The sequence below is a fragment of the Flavobacterium sp. genome (assembly GCF_039932285.1).
Taxonomy (GTDB): domain Bacteria; phylum Bacteroidota; class Bacteroidia; order Flavobacteriales; family Flavobacteriaceae; genus Flavobacterium.
In genome coordinates, this window is sequence record NZ_JBDTQE010000013.1 from 17946 (window position 1) to 37120 (window position 19175).

The 19175-nt window shown below is 30.2% G+C and carries 21 protein-coding genes; 19 read left to right on the forward strand and 2 right to left on the reverse strand.

The window, feature by feature from the left end:
- Window positions 1–35 precede the first annotated feature (35 nt).
- The 11 genes from tsaD (at window position 36) to ABI549_RS04465 (ending at window position 9523) form a co-directional block, all read left to right on the forward strand.
- The gene (gene tsaD / locus ABI549_RS04415) at window positions 36–1058 is read left to right on the forward strand and encodes a tRNA (adenosine(37)-N6)-threonylcarbamoyltransferase complex transferase subunit TsaD (RefSeq protein ID WP_348075242.1); all 1023 of its coding nucleotides are present in this window, start codon (window positions 36–38) and stop codon (window positions 1056–1058) included.
- A gap of 1 nt (window position 1059) precedes the next feature.
- Window positions 1060–1764, forward strand: coding sequence for a 16S rRNA (uracil(1498)-N(3))-methyltransferase (locus ABI549_RS04420; RefSeq protein WP_348075243.1), 705 nt, complete (start codon window positions 1060–1062; stop codon window positions 1762–1764).
- A 46-nt stretch (window positions 1765–1810) separates the two neighbouring features.
- Window positions 1811–2212, forward strand: a complete 402-nt coding sequence (locus tag ABI549_RS04425; RefSeq protein ID WP_348075244.1) for a hypothetical protein — start codon at window positions 1811–1813, stop codon at window positions 2210–2212.
- Window positions 2209–2847, forward strand: coding sequence for a DUF4159 domain-containing protein (locus tag ABI549_RS04430; RefSeq protein WP_348075245.1), 639 nt, complete (start codon window positions 2209–2211; stop codon window positions 2845–2847). Before ABI549_RS04425 ends, ABI549_RS04430 begins: the two co-directional genes overlap by 4 nt.
- Window positions 2848–3005: 158 nt before the next feature.
- The gene (locus ABI549_RS04435; protein ID WP_348075246.1) at window positions 3006–3968 is read left to right on the forward strand and encodes a zinc metalloprotease; all 963 of its coding nucleotides are present in this window, start codon (window positions 3006–3008) and stop codon (window positions 3966–3968) included.
- A gap of 78 nt (window positions 3969–4046) precedes the next feature.
- Window positions 4047–5135 (forward strand): AI-2E family transporter, encoded by a 1089-nt coding sequence (locus ABI549_RS04440; RefSeq protein WP_348075247.1) that lies wholly within the window; start codon window positions 4047–4049, stop codon window positions 5133–5135.
- Window positions 5135–6313: a class I SAM-dependent methyltransferase gene (locus tag ABI549_RS04445; protein WP_348075248.1), complete on the forward strand. Its 1179-nt coding sequence runs from the start codon at window positions 5135–5137 to the stop codon at window positions 6311–6313. Before ABI549_RS04440 ends, ABI549_RS04445 begins: the two co-directional genes overlap by 1 nt.
- Window positions 6314–6318: 5 nt before the next feature.
- Complete coding sequence (locus tag ABI549_RS04450; protein ID WP_348075249.1) at window positions 6319–6888, forward strand: hypothetical protein; 570 nt, start codon at window positions 6319–6321, stop codon at window positions 6886–6888.
- A gap of 42 nt (window positions 6889–6930) precedes the next feature.
- Complete coding sequence (locus tag ABI549_RS04455; RefSeq protein ID WP_348075250.1) at window positions 6931–7938, forward strand: SPFH domain-containing protein; 1008 nt, start codon at window positions 6931–6933, stop codon at window positions 7936–7938.
- A 6-nt stretch (window positions 7939–7944) separates the two neighbouring features.
- Window positions 7945–8862 (forward strand): sugar kinase, encoded by a 918-nt coding sequence (locus tag ABI549_RS04460; RefSeq protein ID WP_348075251.1) that lies wholly within the window; start codon window positions 7945–7947, stop codon window positions 8860–8862.
- Window positions 8863–8902: 40 nt separating this feature from the next.
- Window positions 8903–9523, forward strand: a complete 621-nt coding sequence (locus tag ABI549_RS04465; RefSeq protein WP_348075252.1) for a murein L,D-transpeptidase catalytic domain-containing protein — start codon at window positions 8903–8905, stop codon at window positions 9521–9523.
- Window positions 9524–9547: 24 nt separating this feature from the next.
- Here the strand turns inward: ABI549_RS04465 and ABI549_RS04470 are convergent, their stop codons facing one another.
- Together ABI549_RS04470 and ABI549_RS04475 are read right to left on the reverse strand one after the other, a co-directional pair.
- On the reverse strand, window positions 9548–10177 hold the full coding sequence (locus tag ABI549_RS04470) for a M15 family metallopeptidase (protein ID WP_348075253.1): 630 nt from the start codon (window positions 10175–10177) through the stop codon (window positions 9548–9550).
- A 38-nt stretch (window positions 10178–10215) separates the two neighbouring features.
- Window positions 10216–12144: a sulfatase-like hydrolase/transferase gene (locus tag ABI549_RS04475; protein ID WP_348075254.1), complete on the reverse strand. Its 1929-nt coding sequence runs from the start codon at window positions 12142–12144 to the stop codon at window positions 10216–10218.
- Window positions 12145–12273: 129 nt separating this feature from the next.
- Here ABI549_RS04475 and ABI549_RS04480 point away from each other — a divergent pair, with 129 nt between their 5' ends.
- The 8 genes from ABI549_RS04480 (at window position 12274) to ABI549_RS04515 (ending at window position 19175) form a co-directional block, all read left to right on the forward strand.
- Window positions 12274–13701, forward strand: a complete 1428-nt coding sequence (locus ABI549_RS04480; RefSeq protein ID WP_348075255.1) for an L-serine ammonia-lyase — start codon at window positions 12274–12276, stop codon at window positions 13699–13701.
- A gap of 7 nt (window positions 13702–13708) precedes the next feature.
- Entirely contained in the window at window positions 13709–14095 is a 387-nt protein-coding gene (locus ABI549_RS04485; RefSeq protein ID WP_348075256.1) for a DUF2809 domain-containing protein, read from the forward strand.
- 89 nt (window positions 14096–14184) lie between these two features.
- The gene (gene panB, locus ABI549_RS04490) at window positions 14185–15003 is read left to right on the forward strand and encodes a 3-methyl-2-oxobutanoate hydroxymethyltransferase (RefSeq protein WP_348075257.1); all 819 of its coding nucleotides are present in this window, start codon (window positions 14185–14187) and stop codon (window positions 15001–15003) included.
- Window positions 15004–15044: 41 nt separating this feature from the next.
- A complete protein-coding gene (locus ABI549_RS04495) occupies window positions 15045–15398 on the forward strand; it encodes a four helix bundle protein (RefSeq protein ID WP_348075258.1) in 354 nt (117 codons plus the stop codon).
- 42 nt (window positions 15399–15440) lie between these two features.
- Entirely contained in the window at window positions 15441–16130 is a 690-nt protein-coding gene (locus tag ABI549_RS04500; RefSeq protein ID WP_348075259.1) for an RluA family pseudouridine synthase, read from the forward strand.
- A gap of 229 nt (window positions 16131–16359) precedes the next feature.
- Window positions 16360–17688 (forward strand): aldehyde dehydrogenase, encoded by a 1329-nt coding sequence (locus tag ABI549_RS04505; RefSeq protein ID WP_348075260.1) that lies wholly within the window; start codon window positions 16360–16362, stop codon window positions 17686–17688.
- Window positions 17679–18416 (forward strand): nitroreductase family protein, encoded by a 738-nt coding sequence (locus tag ABI549_RS04510; protein WP_348075261.1) that lies wholly within the window; start codon window positions 17679–17681, stop codon window positions 18414–18416. The genes ABI549_RS04505 and ABI549_RS04510 overlap by 10 nt, the downstream gene beginning before the upstream one ends.
- A 9-nt stretch (window positions 18417–18425) precedes the next feature.
- Window positions 18426–19175, forward strand: coding sequence for a hypothetical protein (locus ABI549_RS04515; RefSeq protein ID WP_348075262.1), 750 nt, complete (start codon window positions 18426–18428; stop codon window positions 19173–19175).

Sequence of the window (19175 nt, forward strand, 5' to 3'; positions counted from 1 at the left end):
GGTTTTTCAAATATAACGCAAAATCTATGCCTTTTATGCATCAAAAACCAATTTTTATTCTTGCTATCGAAAGTTCTTGCGATGATACTGCGGCAGCCGTGATGCAAAATGACAAAGTATTGTCTAATATTGTCGCGCAACAAGCTATACATGAGCAATATGGCGGTGTCGTTCCTGAACTAGCTTCGAGAGCTCACCAACAAAATATTGTTCCAGTAATTGATGTCGCTCTAAAAAAAGCTAATGTTAGTAAAGACCAATTATCTGCCATTGCATTTACACAAGGTCCAGGACTCATGGGTTCGTTATTAGTAGGCAGTTCGTTTGCAAAAAGTATGGCAATGTCATTAAATATTCCAATAATTGCAGTAAACCACATGCATGCGCATATTTTAGCTCATTTTATTGATGAAGAAGGTTTCGATAAACCTGAATTTCCATTTCTAGCATTAACCATTTCTGGCGGACACACTCAAATTGTAAAAGTAAATGGCTTTTTTGATATGGAAATCATAGGAGAAACTACCGATGATGCTGTAGGAGAAGCATTCGACAAAAGTGCAAAAATACTAGGTCTTCCCTATCCTGGCGGACCATTAGTAGATAAATATGCGCAATTAGGAAATCCGAAAGCTTATAAATTTACCAAACCCAAAATGCCTAATTTAGATTTTAGTTTTTCAGGTCTAAAAACTCAGATTTTATACTTTATCCAAAATAATGTAAAAGAGAATCCAAATTTTATAGATGAAAATAGGAACGATATTTGTGCTTCTATACAAAATATAATTATCGAAATTTTGATGGAAAAACTAAAAATCGCCGTACAACAAACAGGAATAAAACAAATTGCTATTGGTGGTGGTGTTTCAGCAAATTCCGGAATTAGAAATACATTGAAAGAAGCTGAAAAAAAATATGGTTGGAAGACTTTTATTCCAAAATTTGAATATACAACAGACAACGCAGCCATGATTGGTATTGTAGGGTACCAACGTTTTTTAGAAAATAAATTTAATGATGCTTCTGTAGTGAGCAAAGCACGAATCGATTTTTAATATGCAATTATTTTACAATCCGGACATAAATTCCGACTTAAAAGAGTTTTCTTTTAATAAAGAAGAAAGCAAACATATTGTTAAAGTATTAAGAAAAACTGAAGGTGATATTTTACATGTAACCAATGGTTTAGGGAGTTTATTTTCGACCGAAATTATTTTAGCTTCAGAAAAAAAATGTACTGTAAAAATCATTTCAACCGAAACATCTCAACCAACTGATTTTTATGTTCATTTGGCTGTGGCGCCAACAAAAATGAATGATCGTTTCGAATGGTTTCTCGAAAAAGCTACCGAAATGGGAATTCACGAAATTACACCTATTATATGTGATCGTTCCGAAAGAAAAATCGTTAAAAACGAACGTTTCGATAAGATTATATTGTCGGCAATGAAACAATCTTTGCAGTTTTTTCTACCAAAATTAAATGAACCTATTTCGTTCAAAGATTTCATTAATCAACAACATGACGGAAACTTATGTATTGCACATTGCGAAGAAACTGACAAAAAACTATTGAAAAATACCATCAAACCAAAAGAGAAATATACAATTCTAATAGGTCCTGAAGGCGATTTTTCTGAAAAAGAAATTCAATTAGCTTTAACTAACAATTATATTCCTGTATCTTTGGGAAACACACGGTTGCGAACAGAAACTGCTGCGGTGGTTGCTTGTCATAGTGTGGTTTTTGTGAATGAGTGAATTTAGTAATAAGCCAGAAGGCAAATGGCATTAGTCAAAAATATATATGAAAACTAAAATAAACATATTATTCCTTTTCTTTCTAGCAATATTAAATGTAAGTTGTGATCCAATTCATAAGATTGATTTTGTAAATAATGCAGATTCCAATGTTAAAATAAAAATTACGCTAAATCCTAAAAATAAAAATTATGATTTAGATAGAATTGCAAATGGTGATACTATAATTTTTAACTTAAAACAAAAAGATACAGCTAATTTATTTTTCGGAATAGGAACTTGGTCTGATGAAGAAATAAATGAATTAATAAATTCTATAAAAAATTTAGAAATTGATACTAAAGAAATAAAGACTTTATATAAAACCAAAAAATCAATAACAAATATTTTAAGTGAAAATAGAGAAGGATTTTGGTGGAAAACACATATAAAAATTGAAATAAAATGAAAAAAATAATTTTATTTTTAATTCTAGTTTCAACTCCAGTATTTTCACAAGAAATTGCTTTACTAAAATATAGTGGTGGTGGCGATTGGTATGCAAATCCTACCTCTTTACCTAATTTGATTAAATTTTGCAATCAGAATATAAACACCACTATAAAAACGAAACCAGTTACTGTTACACCTTCAAGTGCTGATATTTTTTCGTATCCATTTATACACATGACAGGACATGGAAATGTCGTTTTTAACGAAGCAGATGTTCAGAATTTGCAAAATTACTTGCGTTCTGGTGGTTTCCTTCATATTGATGATAATTACGGAATGGATCAGTACATACGAAAAGAAATTACAAAACTTTTCCCTAATGAAACTTTAATAGAAATTCCTGCTAATCATGCCATTTTCCAAAAACCGTTTCCTTTCCCTGAAGGATTACCTAAAATACACGAGCATGACGGCAAAAGACCTCAGGCTTTTGGCATTTTTATAGACACTAAATTAGTGTTACTTTACACTTACGAATGCGATTTAGGTGATGGTTGGGAAGATCCAGAAGTTCACAATGATCCTCCTGCAATTAGAGAAAAAGCATTAAAAATGGGTGCCAATATTATGAACTATATTTTTAATAATTAGCAAAATAGTATCAAAAAAGGTCTTTTACAACACTTTATCGACTATATAAGTGCTTTATCGATTATATTTACATATTCGCATATTTTAGATATTTATTTTATAGTATTGCTACATTATTAAACTAAATTTTAACAAATTACCAACCAAACCAAAAAATTATGAAAAAATTGTTATTAACTGCTTCGGTAGTATTCTTTATGTTTTCTTGTCAAAAAGATGACAATGCATCTGGTGTTCAACAAGAGGCTTCAATAAACACATCTGCCCACAGAGGTTGTGCTTCTCAAGAAGTACTAGAACGTCAATTAAAAGAGAATCCTGCTTTAGCATCTAGAATGGCAGAAATCGAAAGATTTACAGAAAATGCAATGACTACAGGAAAAATTGTAAATGGAAAAATTCAAATTCCAGTAGTATTTAATGTATTATACAGAACAACTGCCGAAAACACTTCTTTAGCTCAACTTCAATCTCAAATTGATGTTTTAAACAAAGATTTTAATGCTTTAAATTCTGATTTTGGAACATCAAATCCGTTTAATGCTGTAAAAGCAAATGTTGGAGTTTCGTTTGTATTAGATCAAGTTATCAGAAAATCTACTACAAAAACTTCATGGGGAACTAATGACGCTATGAAAAAAACTGCTTCTGGTGGTTTAGCACCTACATCTCCAACTACAAAACTAAACCTTTGGGTTTGTACAATTGGCGGTGGAATTTTAGGATATGCTCAATTTCCTGGAGGTTCATCTACAACAGATGGTGTTGCAATCGATTCAAAATATATTGGAGTTACGAGCTCTAGTTCATCTTCTTATCCTTATAACTTAGGAAGAACTGCAACTCACGAAGTAGGTCACTGGATGAACTTACGTCACATTTGGGGAGATGCAACATGTGGATCTGATTTAGTTTCTGATACACCTACTCATGATTCAGCTAACTTTGGTGTTCCTGCTGCAGGTCATAGAAGTACTTGTTCTGGTGCTCCATTAGAAATGTATATGAACTATATGGATTATACAGATGACAGAGGAATGTATATGTTCTCTAACGGACAAAAAGCAAGAGTTAGTGCAATTTTTGTTTCTGGAGGTTCTAGAGCTTCATTCAGATTGTAATATCTTTCTAAACATAAACTTAAAACTCGCTCTTGTAGCGAGTTTTTTTTATTATATTCGTTTCTAAATTAGGAAAAAATGACATCAAAAATTATAGCAAAAGGGATTATAAAAGCATTGGGAATTATTGTTGGTATTACAATGATATTGTATTTTTTATATGAAATTCAATCTGTAATCATCTATTTGATAGTTTCTCTAATACTAACCTTAATTACAAGTCCATTTGTAAATTTTCTAAAAAGAAGATTAAAATTTTCTAACACAATGGCAGTTGTATTTACTATATTTTTTTTGGTAATAACATTTTTGGGATTAATTATGATGTTTGTACCGCTTATCTTATCTCAAAGTGAAAATTTGTCTTTATTAGATACTAAATCAATTGAAAACAGTGCAACAGAATTAACTAATCAATTTAAAATTTATTTAACAAGTCACCATATTAATACAGGAAATTTACTAAATGTTTCGAATTTGACATCGAAAATAAATTTCACTTTTATACCTACAATTCTAAATTCTATTTTAGGGACAATAAGTAGTTTTGGTATGGGATTAGCTTCCGTTTTATTTATTACTTTTTTCTTTTTGAAAGACAAAATAATGTTTACAAATGGTATGAAAATAATTTTGCCAGATAATCACGAAGAAAAAATTCTAAATTCATTGACTAAAACAAACGAAATGTTAAGTCGCTATTTTATAGGATTATTAATTCAATTATCTATCGTTTTTATTTTATATTTAATTGTCTTACTCATTTTTAGTGTAGAAAACGCTTTTGTTATTGCATTTTTATGTGCTTTATTAAATATAGTTCCTTATGTTGGACCATTAATAGGTTCAGTTTTAGCAGCAATATTAACTATGATTAGTAATTTAGGAGGTGATTTTCAAAATGATATTTTACCTACAACTTTATATGTTTTAATTGGTTTTTGGATAGTCCAATTAATTGATAATAACATTGCTCAACCAATCATTTTTTCAAAAAGTGTCAACTCTCATCCACTCGAAATATTTTTAGTCACCCTAATTAGTGGATTTCTTTTTGGAATAACAGGAATGATTATTGCTATTCCTTTTTATACTATATTAAAAGTAATTGCTAAAGAATTTTTTCCTGAGAACAAAATTGTAGAACTTATCACAAAAAACATCTAATGCATTCGCCATTATTATCTTTTGATATACAAGAGTTTATCTCTCAAAATATACATACTAACATTTCTAGATTAGCTTTGCAAAAAAATCCTTTTCCAGAAGTTCAGTGGGTTGAAATACTAACTCAAATTTCGGCAAAAAGTAAAGCAAAAGAAAAGTTACCTACTTGGTATGCGCATCAAAACATTATTTATCCAAGTAAAATATCAGTAGAGCAAACTTCATCAGAAAAAACAGCTTTATATAAATCTAATCTTGTTTTAGGCGAAAGTTTAATAGATTTAACTGGTGGTTTTGGTGTAGATGATTACTATTTCTCAAAAAAAATAAATCAAGTTTTTCACTGTGAATTAAATACAGAATTATCTGAAATTGTAAAACATAATTTTGAGATTTTAAATATAAAAAACATTAACTGTTTACAAGGCGATAGTTTTGAAACATTAAAAAAATTAGACCAACATTTTGATTGGATTTACATAGATCCGTCTCGAAGAAGTGATAGAAAAGGTAAAGTTTTTATGCTAAAAGATTGCTCGCCTAATGTTCCTAATTTTTTAGACGATTATTTTCAGTTTTCCGATAAAATACTTATAAAAACTGCACCAATACTAGATATTACTTCAGGTTTGAATGAATTACAGAATGTAAAAACCATTCATGTTATTGCTATAAATAATGAAGTAAAAGAATTATTATGGGAAATTGAAAAAAATTATGATGATGCAATTACTATAAAAACCATTAATTTTAACAAAGAAAAAGAAGAGATATTTGAATTTATTTTGGGTGAAGAAATAAAAAACAAAAGTTACAACTTACCTAAAAAATATATTTACGAACCCAATTCTGCTATTCTAAAATCGGGCGCTTTCGAATTGGTTGCTAATCATTTTAAACTCGAAAAACTACACCAACATTCTCATTTATATACATCGGACGAGATAATAGATTTCCCTGGGCGAATATTCAAAATTGAAAGGAAATTTGAATATAATAAAAATGAAATGAAAGAATTTCTTCAAAACACAAAAGCGAATATTACCATCAGAAACTTCCCAGAAACTGTCGAAAAAATAAGAGCAAAATGGAAAATTAGTGATGGTGGAAATATCTACGTATTTTTTACAACCAATGCAAATAATCATAAAATTGTTTTAATTTGCACCAAAATTTAAACCTGATGAGAATTCCTACAATTGTTTTATTCTACTTATTTCAATCTTTATTATTTGCACAAAAACCTTGTGAATACAGCGTAAATGTAACCGACTCGATTGGAACACTAAAAGAAACCAAAAGTTGTTTGGTTTATGAAAGAGTCTTTGGGAATTCAGCACAATTCGTTTTCTTATCGTTAATTTCTGATAACGGAACACCTGTTTTAAGTCTTCAGATTATTCAGAAAAGCACCGATTTTATTACTCCAAAATGTTTAGATAAAAACTCTAAAGTTTATTTTCAGTTATCTAATGGAAAAATTTACACCTTATTAAATGCTGGCGAAAACGAATGCGATAATTTAATTTACAATGCGCAAGAAAAATTAAACAATCGATTATTAAATGCTCGCTTTCTATTTATGAAAGATAATTTTGAAGATTTAAAAAAATATCCAATTACTATGATGAGGATAAAATTGGCTTCGGAAACTAAAGATTATATCCTACAAAAAGAGCTTCGTGGAGAAAAAGTGACTGGTGTTTTTGAGCCCGAGAATTTCTTTATAGATAATTTTTCTTGTATTGAGTAATATTTCCTAGTAATAAACTAATTATAATTAAAAAAATAAAATATGTTTGGATTTAAACACATAAAATTTGATGCAATGACTTATGTTTTGCATTTCAAAAACGGAAATATTTCAAAAGAAGGTCGTGGGCTTTCATTTTTCTATTTTTCTCCGAATAGTTCAATTGTTGCAATTCCAATGGGAAGTAATGATTTGCCATTTATATTCAGTGAATCTACTAATGATTATCAAACTGTTACAATTCAAGGACAAATAAGCTATAAAATTACAAACCCAAAAACATTATCCGATGTATTAGATTTTACAGTTCAAGATAATGGACAATACAAAAAAAACGATATTGAAAAGCTTAATCAAAGATTAATAAATGAAGCTCAAACTGCAACTTCATCATTTATTCACGGAATAAAACTAAAAGATGCAATTCGTTCTGCAAAGACAATCGAAGAAAGTATTATTGAAGGATTAAAAAATTCTACAGCAATAAATATGCTCGGAATAGAAATATTGGGAGCAAGTATTTTGGCAATTTCTGCAACACCCGAAATGTCTAGAGCATTAGAAACTGAAACTAGAGAAAAATTGCAACAAGAAGCAGACCAAGCAATTTATGAAAGACGAAATTTTGCAGTAGAGCAAGAAAGAATAATTAAAGAAACCGAACTTAATACTGAAATTGCAATTGAAGAAAAGCAAAAGCAAATCACAGAAAAAATAATGGAATCTGAAATTATAAAAGCCGAAAATGAAAGAAAATTAAGAGAAATGAAATTGGAAGCTGATATTTCTGTAGAAAATCAACGAAAACTTTTAATTGAACAAAAAACAGAAAATGATAAAATAGAAGCTGAGACACAAGGATATGTGATTGAAGCAACATTAAAACCCTATAAAGATATTGATTGGAAAATCTTGACTGCTTTAAACAATAACCCTGATCCAAAATTTAATATTTCACTTGCTTTTAGACAGTTAGCGGAAAATGCCGATAAAATTGGCAATTTAAATATCAGCCCCAATTTACTAGATTCTTTGATAAATGAGAAATAAAATAAAATGGCAATTGAGTATGCAATAATTGTAAAAAACAAAACTCGCCTCGAATTACTAATCGAAAGATTTAATACCAAAGCGCAAGCAAAATTTTACATAGAAAGACTTGGAGGGAATTTTAATGATTACGAAATTGAAAATGAAATTTTTCAAAGTTCGTTACAATCGTTGCAACTGCAACTTTCAAAAGTTATTAAAAATAAAATAGTAGAAAGAAATTTTGTTTCCTCTTTTATTTTTTCAGAAAATCAACTAATTATTGTTATTGGTCAAGATGGACTTGTAGCAAATACAGCGAAATATTCAAAAAACATCCCTATTATAGCTGTAAATCCTGATAAAGAAAGATATGATGGTATCTTATTACCATTTGACACCAATAATTTTATTAGAGGAGTTGAAAATGTAATTACAAAACAATATAATTCAAAAACTATGCGTTTTGCAGAAGCAAAACTTAATGATGGACAAAGACTTTTAGCATTTAATGATTTATTTATTGGAGCATCAACACATATTTCAGCAAAATATAAAATATCATTCAATAATAATATAGAAGAACATTCTTCAAGTGGTTTAATTGTATCAACTCCAGCAGGTTCAACAGGTTGGTTAAGTTCAATTTTTAATATGTCGTATGGGATTACAAATATTTTTGAAAAAAACTTAAAACCTAAAAGACCAAAACTAAATGAAAATGAATTGCTTTTTGCAGTTAGGGAACCTTTTCAAAGTATAAGAACGCAAATTGGGATTACGGCAGGTATAATAAAATCAGAAAATAAGTTGACAATTGAATCTTTAATGCCGACCAGTGGCGTAATTTTTAGTGATGGAATTGAAACGGATTTTTTAAGATTTAATAGTGGTTCAATTGCAACTATTGGAATTGCAAAAGAAACGGCAAAATTAGTCATATAAAATATTTTCGAACAGATTTTGAAATTGAAAAAACATCAACATGAGAAAAATATTTTTCACCATAATATTTATAGGAATATCATTTGCAAGCTTTAAGTTTATTAGCCATCCTAAAATTAGTACAACAACCAATCCTGAATTAACTTATTCACCAAAAGAAAAACTAGATTCTCAAATACTTGAAGTAAAAAAACTAATAAGTATCAATTCCAAATACAATAAAGAAATTGCTTTTTTTATAGATATGAGAATTCCTTCTGGAAAAAATCGTTTTTTTATTTATGATTTAAAAAACAATAAAACTATCGACAAAGGTTTGGTTGCACACGGTTCTGGTTCTGAAACTGGGATTCAAGGAAAACTAAAATTTAGCAATATAAACAATTCCCTTTCTACATCATTAGGAAAATATTCGATAGGAGATTCTTATGTCGGAAAATTTGGTAAAGCTTATAAATTATATGGTCTGGACAAAACAAATAGCAATGCTTACGACAGAAATATAGTTTTGCACAAGTATTTTGATGTGCCTTACAACGAACAACAACATTACATTTGTAATAGTTATGGTTGTCCTATGGTAAATGAAAAATTTTACAGCCGTATTGAAAAGATAATTGACAATTCACAGACAAAAATTATCTTAAACATATATTACTAAAAAGTATAATTTATAATTCAACTTTTACTCACACGGCCAAGTAAAATTAGACAAATTATCTTTTCTAGAACCTATTAGATTGTAATGCCACCATTCAGAATCGAAGGATTCAAAATTATTACGTGTCATGATTTTTTTCAAAAACCTTCTATTTTTAAGTATTTTTCGAGGGAAATCGCTGTAATCATGACTAGATTCTATACCAAAAAAATCGAAAGTAGTTCCCATGTCAAGCTCGATACCATTTTCGTCGACTAAAGTAATATCTACTGCTCCTCCACGATTGTGTATAGAACCTTTTGCGGGATTTGCTACATAATTTGCATCGGGAACAATTGCCCACATTTTTTTCTGAACATCAAGCGGTCTATAACAATCAAACAACTTAATTTTGTAGCCTTTTTTCATAAATTCTCTATTGGCTTCCATAAGAAAATTTATAGTTTTTAATCTCAAAAAACAGGATTCACAATCATATACTTTTGTTTTTAAGAAATTATCTTCGGTAGCATACTTCATATCCAAAATAAAATCGGAACTATAATCTTTTAGATTTACAAAAGTTGTGTCGCTAATAATAGCTTCATTTTGTGCATTACAAGTAACTGCGATAATCATAAAATGAACTAATACGATGATCAATCTTAATCTCATTTTAGATATTTTTTTAGAAGAAATCAAATTAAAAATCATTACTCAACAAACATTTTCTTATCAATAACTCTTTCCATATAATCTTGAATAAAAGCCTTTGCAGAAATTTCGAGTTTTGTTATTTCTTGATTTTTTACTTTTCCCATCAAGTTATTTTCTAAACCCAAATCTTTTTTATCATATATTCCTACAATATCTTTCCCATCGAAAGTACAAATATAATTTCCTTGCATAAACTGATATTGTCCACCATTAAAATTACAAACAAATGGCGGTATCTTTTTCTCTCCAACCAAGCTTCTACCCCAACTTCTAAAAGGTTTCTGATAGCCAATCATATCTAATATTGTGGGATAAATATCTATTTGTTGTGCATAATCGGTATTAACACCTTTAAGATTACTATTAGGCTTGTAAATTAATATTGGAACTGCAGAACGGTTAACTATTTGATTATAAAACGGATAATAGGTTTGATTGCAATGATCTGCTGTGATTATAAAAATTGTATTATTAAACCAAAGTTGCTTTCTAGCAGATTCAAAGAATTTCTTGAAAGCAAAATCAGTATAACCCACCACTTGATGCATAGGAATTGTTCCTTTTGGAAAAGTATCTTTATATTTTGCTGGCGGAATAAATGGCTCGTGAGAAGAAACTGTAAATATAGTACTAAAAAAAGGTATTTTCTTTTTGTCTAATTCTTGTTTCATAAATTGCATAAATGGTTCGTCCCAAATTCCCCAAGAACCATCAAATTCGTTGTCGTTATTAAACTCTGTCCGTCCGTAATAATGATCGTAACCTAAAATATTTCCGAAACCTAAAAATCCCATAGAACCATTGGCTGCACCATGAAAAAAAGAAGTGTCATAACCTAATTCTTTAAGCGTTGAAACCAACGATTGTATTTTTTGTTTAGGATATGGCGATGATGTAAATGCATCTCTAAAAGACGGGATTCCAGCAACAACTGACGACATTCCGTGTATCGATTTGCTTCCGTTTGCAAAAGCATTGGTAAAAATTAAACTATGTTGGGCTAACGAATCTAAAAATGGGGTATAACTTTTATAATCTGGAATCGCATAATTTTTATTAAATGCACCCAAATATTCTCTTCCCATACTTTCGGTAATTATAACAACTATATTGGGTTTCGTGAGTGGATTATTTTTGTATTGTTTTATAGGTTGAATTGTATTGTTTATTTGCTCCTCAGATACTAAATTAATCTTCTTAAAAGTATTTGTATTCATCGTTCTGATTAACGCAAAAGGCGTATTTAAAACAATATCTGCATGTTGTGGTTTTGTAACATATCTATTGGCATCAATTAGATTAATAGGTCTGGTACTTTTCTTAAAATCGCCACGAATTCCGCCAATAGCAATAGTTGCAATAACCAATAAACCTATTATCGAATAGGAAAAGTATTTAATTTTACTAATAATAATTTGTGTTTGAGTAATTTTCACTCTTTTATACAAATAAATCCAAACGAATAATAGAAGAAAAAACAAAGCATAAACATGCCAATAATCTACAATAAAACGAGAAAACAAACTTCCCTTATTAGTTTCGTTTTTTGCAATATCTAAAATAGCAATGGTTGTTCTAGTGTATGTGAATCTGTAATAAATAAAGTCTACAAAATTAGTAGCATACGCGATACCATTAAATATAAAATAGACCCAGAAAAGAAAAATTTGATATTTTTTTGAAGTATTTATCCAAAATGGTACTATTGAAAGTAAGATAAATAATCCGTTTACATACAAAATTGCCGTCGTATCAAATACCAAACCATGAAAGGCTAATGCCATATATTCCGATAACGAATCTACTTTTAGTAATTTATAATTGTATAAAAAGAAGCCCAATCTTGCAATAGAATAAAACAAAAAAGCCAATAATATTCTATAAAACAATGTTTTATACTCTTGAAATCTGAAAAATTTAGACATGAAAAATTGGATTAAAAAGTATTTGTAAAAATAGAAAAATATAATAGCATTGGAAGAATTTTAATACATAATTATTATTCTAACTTTATTAAACAAAACATATATTTGTAATACTAAAGAATCAGTTTTATGGAAGAGTGTATTTCAGTATTTGATATGTTAAAAATTGGTGTTGGTCCATCTAGCTCACACACACTTGGGCCTTGGCGTGCTGCCGAAAGATTTTTAGCCGAACTCACTGAAAGAAATATTTTAGAAAAAACAATTCGAGTTAAAGTAGATTTATATGGTTCTCTTTCATTAACAGGAACCGGTCACGCAACCGATTTAGCGATAATGTTAGGCCTAAGTGGGCAAGATCCTGAATATATTCCTGTGCAGAATATTGCTGGAATTATAAAAAATATTGAAGATAAGAAAGAAATAAATTTGGGTAGCAAACAACACATTCCATTTTATTTTTTACAAGACATTGTTTTTAATAAAAACTTCCTTCCCTTTCATGCCAATGGATTAACATTTACCGCATTTACTTCCGATGAAAAAGAATACCAATCGACCTTCTACTCTATTGGTGGTGGCTTTGTGGTTAAAGAAGAACGAATAAATGCAAAGAAAAAAACTGAAATAAAATGTGCTTTTCCTTATCCAATCAATTTAGCAGAAGAATTATTGCAATATTGTATTTCGGAAAATAAAAAAATATCTGAAATCGTCTACGAAAACGAAAAATCGATGCGTTCTGAAGAAATAATTCATCATGAGTTAATGAGAATTTGGATCACCATGTTAGAATGTATGCACATTGGTTGTCATAGCGAAGGGATTTTGCCAGGCGGATTAAATGTTCGTCGTAGGGCTTTTGATATGCACCAAAACCTAATAGGATTAGCCAATTATTCGAACCCACAAGAATGGTTAGAATGTATCAGAAAAACCGAAGTTAAATTTCGTCAAATCCTAAAATGGGTTTCTTGCTTTGCCCTTGCGGTAAATGAAGTAAATGCTTCATTAGGACGAGTGGTAACAGCACCAACCAACGGAAGTGCAGGTGTAATTCCTGCTGTTTTAATGTATTATCTATGCATCGAAAATCATAATGCAGGCGAAAAAGAAATTAAACAATTCCTAATGGTTGCTGGCGAAATAGGAAGTATATTCAAAAAAGGAGCAACAATATCCGCTGCAATGGGTGGTTGTCAAGCAGAAATTGGCGTATCATCAGCAATGGCTGCAGCTGCACTATGTGAACTCATGGGAGGAACTCCTGAACAAGTCCTTATGGCTGCCGAAATCGCTATGGAACATCATTTAGGATTAACTTGTGATCCTATTGGTGGTTTGGTACAAATTCCTTGTATTGAAAGAAATACTATGGGAGCCATCAAAGCCATCAATGCTGCCGAATTAGCGCTAGAAACCGATCCTAAAAATGCTAAAGTTCCTTTAGATAAAGTGGTAAATACCATGTGGCAAACCGCAAAAGACATGAATAATAAATACAAAGAAACATCTGAAGGTGGATTGGCTATTGCGGTAAATTTGGCAGATTGTTAAAATTATTATGTTAAAAAACAATCGACTTTTTTATTTTGTATTAATTATACTCACCATCATTTTGGGAATTATATCCCGAAAAATTGAAGGAATTCCAACTTTTTTTGGAGATATTTTATATGCTGTAATGGTCTATTTTGGAATGTGTTTTCTTTTTCCTAATTACAATCAAAAGCAAACCATAATTCTAGCTTTATTATTCTGCTATTGTATCGAATTTCTTCAACTTTATAAAGCAGAATGGATTGTTGCTATCAGAAAAACTTCATTGGGACATTATGCACTTGGTCAAGGTTTTCTTTGGAGTGATTTAGCTTACTATACAATTGGTGTATTATTAGCAAGCATATCAACGTTACTTACTTTAAAAAAAATCAATAAATTCTCAATATAATTTTCTCAGTATTTACAACTAAACTGAACGATTTTACTACTTTTACATTCTAAAAATCTAAGAAGTCTAAATATCTAATAATCTAAAATATGTCCGTAGCTAAAAAAGATTACAAACGAATTACCACCAAATCATTAATAGAAATGAAAGCCAATGGTGAGAAAATTTCTATGCTTACAGCCTACGATTATACGATGGCAAAAATTGTAGATACCGCTGGAGTTGATGTCATTTTAGTTGGCGATTCTGCCAGTAATGTTATGGCTGGACACGAAACGACTTTACCTATTACTTTAGATCAAATGATTTATCACGCATCTGGCGTCGTTCGTGCTATTGAAAGAGCTTTGGTTGTTGTCGATTTGCCTTTTGGGAGTTACCAATCGGATTCAAAAGAAGCTTTGCGTTCGTCTATTAGAATCATGAAAGAAAGTGGCGGACATGCTGTGAAATTAGAAGGCGGAAGAGAAATAAAAGATTCCATCAAGAAAATCCTAAATGCTGGAATTCCAGTGATGGGTCATTTGGGTCTTACACCACAATCTATCTATAAATTTGGAACTTATACTGTTCGTGCCAAAGAAGAAGAAGAAGCCGAAAAACTACTTGAAGATGCTAAATTATTAGAAAAATTAGGTTGTTTTGCTTTGGTTTTAGAAAAAATTCCAGCACATTTAGCGACTAAAGTAGCTGAAAGTATTTCTATTCCTGTAATAGGAATTGGAGCTGGTGGCGGAGTCGACGGACAAGTTTTAGTTATTCATGATATGTTAGGTATGAATAACGAGTTTAGTCCAAGATTCTTAAGAAGATATCTAGATTTATATGACCAAATGACAAAAGCCATAGGCAATTATGTTGCTGATGTGAAGAGTAAAGATTTCCCCAATGCTGGCGAACAATATTAATTTCGATTATTAGATTAATGGATTGTTAGATTATTAGAAGTATGCACCGATTTAAAGATTTAGAAATTTGGAAATTAAGTAGAGTATTTTGTTCTGAAATTTACATTGTAACTGCTAATTTTCCAGATAGTGAAAAATTTGGATTAACCAATCAACTTCGCAGAGCATCAGTATCTGTTCCTTCAAATATTGCAGAAGGATGCTCTAGAAGCAGTAACAAAGATTTTTTAAGATTTCTTGAAATTGCGATTGGCTCAATTTATGAAATTGAAACTCAATTATTAATAGCATTTGATTTAGGTTACATCAATCAATCTAAATTAGACGAATTTTCATTTAGTATTGATAGAATAGTCAAAATGACTTCTAAATTTCGTTCAACATTAAAAATCTAATAATCTAATAATCTAAAAGTCTAACAATCTAACTAATCGATTTTGAAAATTCTCTCTACTAAAAATAACCTCCAAATCCTTCACGAAGACAATCACATTATTGTGGTAAATAAACGTGTAGGCGATATTGTGCAGGGTGACAAAACAGGTGACAAACCGTTATCGGAAGTGGTCAAAGAATATATAAAAGATAAATATAATAAACCTGGCGAAGTTTTTCTGGGCGTTGTGCACAGATTAGACAGACCAACAACCGGAATTGTAGTTTTCGCAAGAACCAGTAAGGCATTAACGCGACTTAACGAAATGTTTAGTAATCGAGAAACTCAAAAAACATATTGGGCTGTTGTAAAAAAGAAACCCGAAAAAAGTGAAGATAAATTAGTTCATTATCTAAAAAGAAACGAGAAAAATAATACTTCAAAAGCACATCTCAAAGAAGTTCCTGAAAGTAAATTAGCATCCCTAGATTATAAAATAATCAAAGAATTAAACAACTATTTTGCTTTAGAAATTAATCTTCACACAGGTCGCCATCACCAAATTAGGGCACAACTTTCGGCTATTGGTTCACCCATAAAAGGAGATTTAAAATATGGTTTCGATCGAAGTAATCCCGACGGAGGAATACATCTGCATGCCAGAAAATTAGTATTCATACATCCTGTTACGAAAGAAAATATACAAATTATTGCACCAATTCCTGAAGATGTTATTTGGCGTGCCGTTTAATTTATTAAATTAGCATGCCCGTTGGGTAAAATTAATATAAAAAAACACAAACTAAACCACACAGAAACATAGAAAAAAGATTGGTTTAATTCAATTCTTGAATTTACATAGTTATGTTTTACTTAAAAAAAGTAAAATGCCTTAACCGTTTTATCTAATCTATGTCTCTATGTGGTAGAAAAATAAAAAAACAATTACCCCAAAAAAGGTATTAACAAAAATATTTTCGATGAATAATTTGCCAACTGTTTTACAAAAAAAAGAAGCATTAAAAAAGCTCTTAAAAAATATTATCATTCACGAAGAAGAAATTTTGGATGCCTTATATAAAGATTTTAAAAAACCAAGATTTGAAGGTATTGTTACTGAAACATCTTATATCATTTCGGAATTAAGAAATACGATCAATAAAATAGATTCTTGGAGCAAACCAAAATGGGTTTTTCCATCACTTCTCAATTTTCCTTCTTCAGATTATATTTACAGTGATCCTTACGGAAAAGTACTTATAATTTCCCCATGGAATTATCCTTTTCAATTGGCCATTAGCCCACTTATTGCAGCCGTTGCAGCGGGAAATAAAGTCACGTTAAAACCATCGGAACTTACGCCTTATACTTCAGCAATAATATCAAAAATCATTAGAGAATCATTTGAAGTAAAACACGTAGTAGCTGTAACTGGCGATTATACGATTGCTCAAGACTTACTAAAAAAACGTTGGGATTATATTTTCTTTACAGGAAGTGTGGCTGTTGGAAAGATTGTTGCAAAAGCTGCAGCCGAAAACCTAACACCCGTAACGCTAGAATTAGGCGGGAAAAACCCTTGTATTGTAGATGAAACTGCGAATCTTCCACTAGCTGCAAAACGCATTATTTGGGGTAAAATTTTAAATGCGGGACAAACTTGCATTGCACCAGATTATATTTTGGTTCATCATAAAATGAAATCCAAATTAGTAAATTATCTTATCGAAGAAATAAAAAATGCGTTAGGAGAAAACCCTCAAGAATCTGAAGATTTTGCTAGGATAATTAATCTAAAAAACTGGGAAAGACAGTTAAGCTTAATCGAAAATCAAACTGTTCTTTCTGGTGGCGAATCTAACAGAAGTGATTTTTACCTTGCTCCTACACTACTCGACGAGCCTAATTTAGATAGTCCAGTGATGCAAGATGAAATTTTTGGCCCTATTTTACCAATTCTTTCTTACGAATCAAAAGCAGATATTGAAAGAATTATTTCAAAATACGAAAAATCATTATCCTTATTTATTTTTTCAGAAAACAATTCATTTATCAAGGAAGTTCTTAATAAATATTCTTTTGGTGGAGGTTGTGTAAATGATACTATCATTCATTTTTCAAACAGTCGTTTGCCTTTTGGTGGTGTTGGTCATAGCGGTATTGGCGCTTACCACGGAAAACTAAGTTTTGATACTTTTTCGCATAAAAAAGCCATTGTCAGAAAAGGAAATTGGTTAGACTTACCACTAAGATATGCACCATACAAAAACAAAGTAAATCTTATAAAAAGAATTTTAGGATGGTTATAAAGGAAGAAAAAACGGCACGAGAAGCTATAGAATACAGAAGATCTGTTCGAGTTTTCAAAAAAGAGGCAATTGACGAACAAAAAGTCAAAGATTGTATAAAACTTGCATCATTAGCGGCAACTAGTAGCAATATGCAACTTTGGGAATTTTACCATATTACTTCTCCCGAAATATTACAAAAACTTACCGTTGCTTGTTTAGATCAAAATGCGGCAAAAACAGCACAACAGATTGTTGTAATTGTGGCTAGAAAAGATTTGTGGAAAAAGAGAGTTCAGTCCAATATTGAATTTCTAAAATCGCAGTATGGCAATAAACCAGAATCTGAATATTCAAAAAGAGAAAAGTTTGCACTTAATTATTATAAAAAAATTGTTCCCACAATATATCTTGATTTCTTGGGAATTTTAGGTGTAATAAAATTTATAATATTCCAAATTATTGGGATATTTAAACCCATTTATAGACAAACAAGGCAAAGTGACATGAGAATTGTTGCTCATAAAAGTGCTGGATTAGCAGCCCAAAACTTTATGATTAGTATGGCTTCTATAAATTATGACACTTGTCCTATGGAAGGTTTTGATTCTTTACGAGTGAAAAAAATATTGCAATTACCTTCATCATCAGAAATAAATATGATTATTGGTTGCGGTATTCGAGATGAAAACGGAGTATATGGCGAACGCTTCAGAATTCCATTTAACGAAATCTATTATAAAATATAAATTAAAAATATGACAAACGAGAATTCACAAAACGAAGAAATGAATAATATCAAAAAATCTTTAGATCTAGGAGAAGTAATTAACGAGGCTTTTGAAATCTGGAAAAAAACGGCGCTTATAGGCGGATTGGCTTTTATGTTTCTAATGCTTATACTAACAATGCTCGCATTAGTGGGAATTGGTTACTTTTTTGAGGCTGATAAACTTCCTGAACTGATGAAAAATTTTAATCCAGAAACGTTATCAATAAATGGAATGTTAATTTATTTTGCTGTCGTTATAGGCTTTACGGTACTTATAAGTCCGTTTGTAGCTGGAATGCTAAAAATGGCACATGATGCAGATAATGAACAAGAAGTTACTTTTTCTTCAATATATTATTATGTAAACAGTCCTCAATTTTTAGATATTATATTAGCAACAGCTGCAATTTCGTTATTTTCGGTAGGACTAAATATTTTGATAAAAAATGTTATGCCAAATACTTCGGGAGAAATACTAGGATTTATAATTTCTTACACCGTATCGATACTTACATTTATAACAATACCATTAGTTATTTTTAAGAGTTTAAATTTTATTGATGCTGTAAAGTTAAGTTGCACCAGAATTTCCAATAACTTTTTTATTGTTTTATTATTAATGATTGTGGCTGGAATATTCTCTGCAATTGGAATCATTGCCTTATGCATTGGTTTATTTTTCACAATACCATTTGCTTATTCAATACAATATAGCATTTACAAAAGATTATCCTAA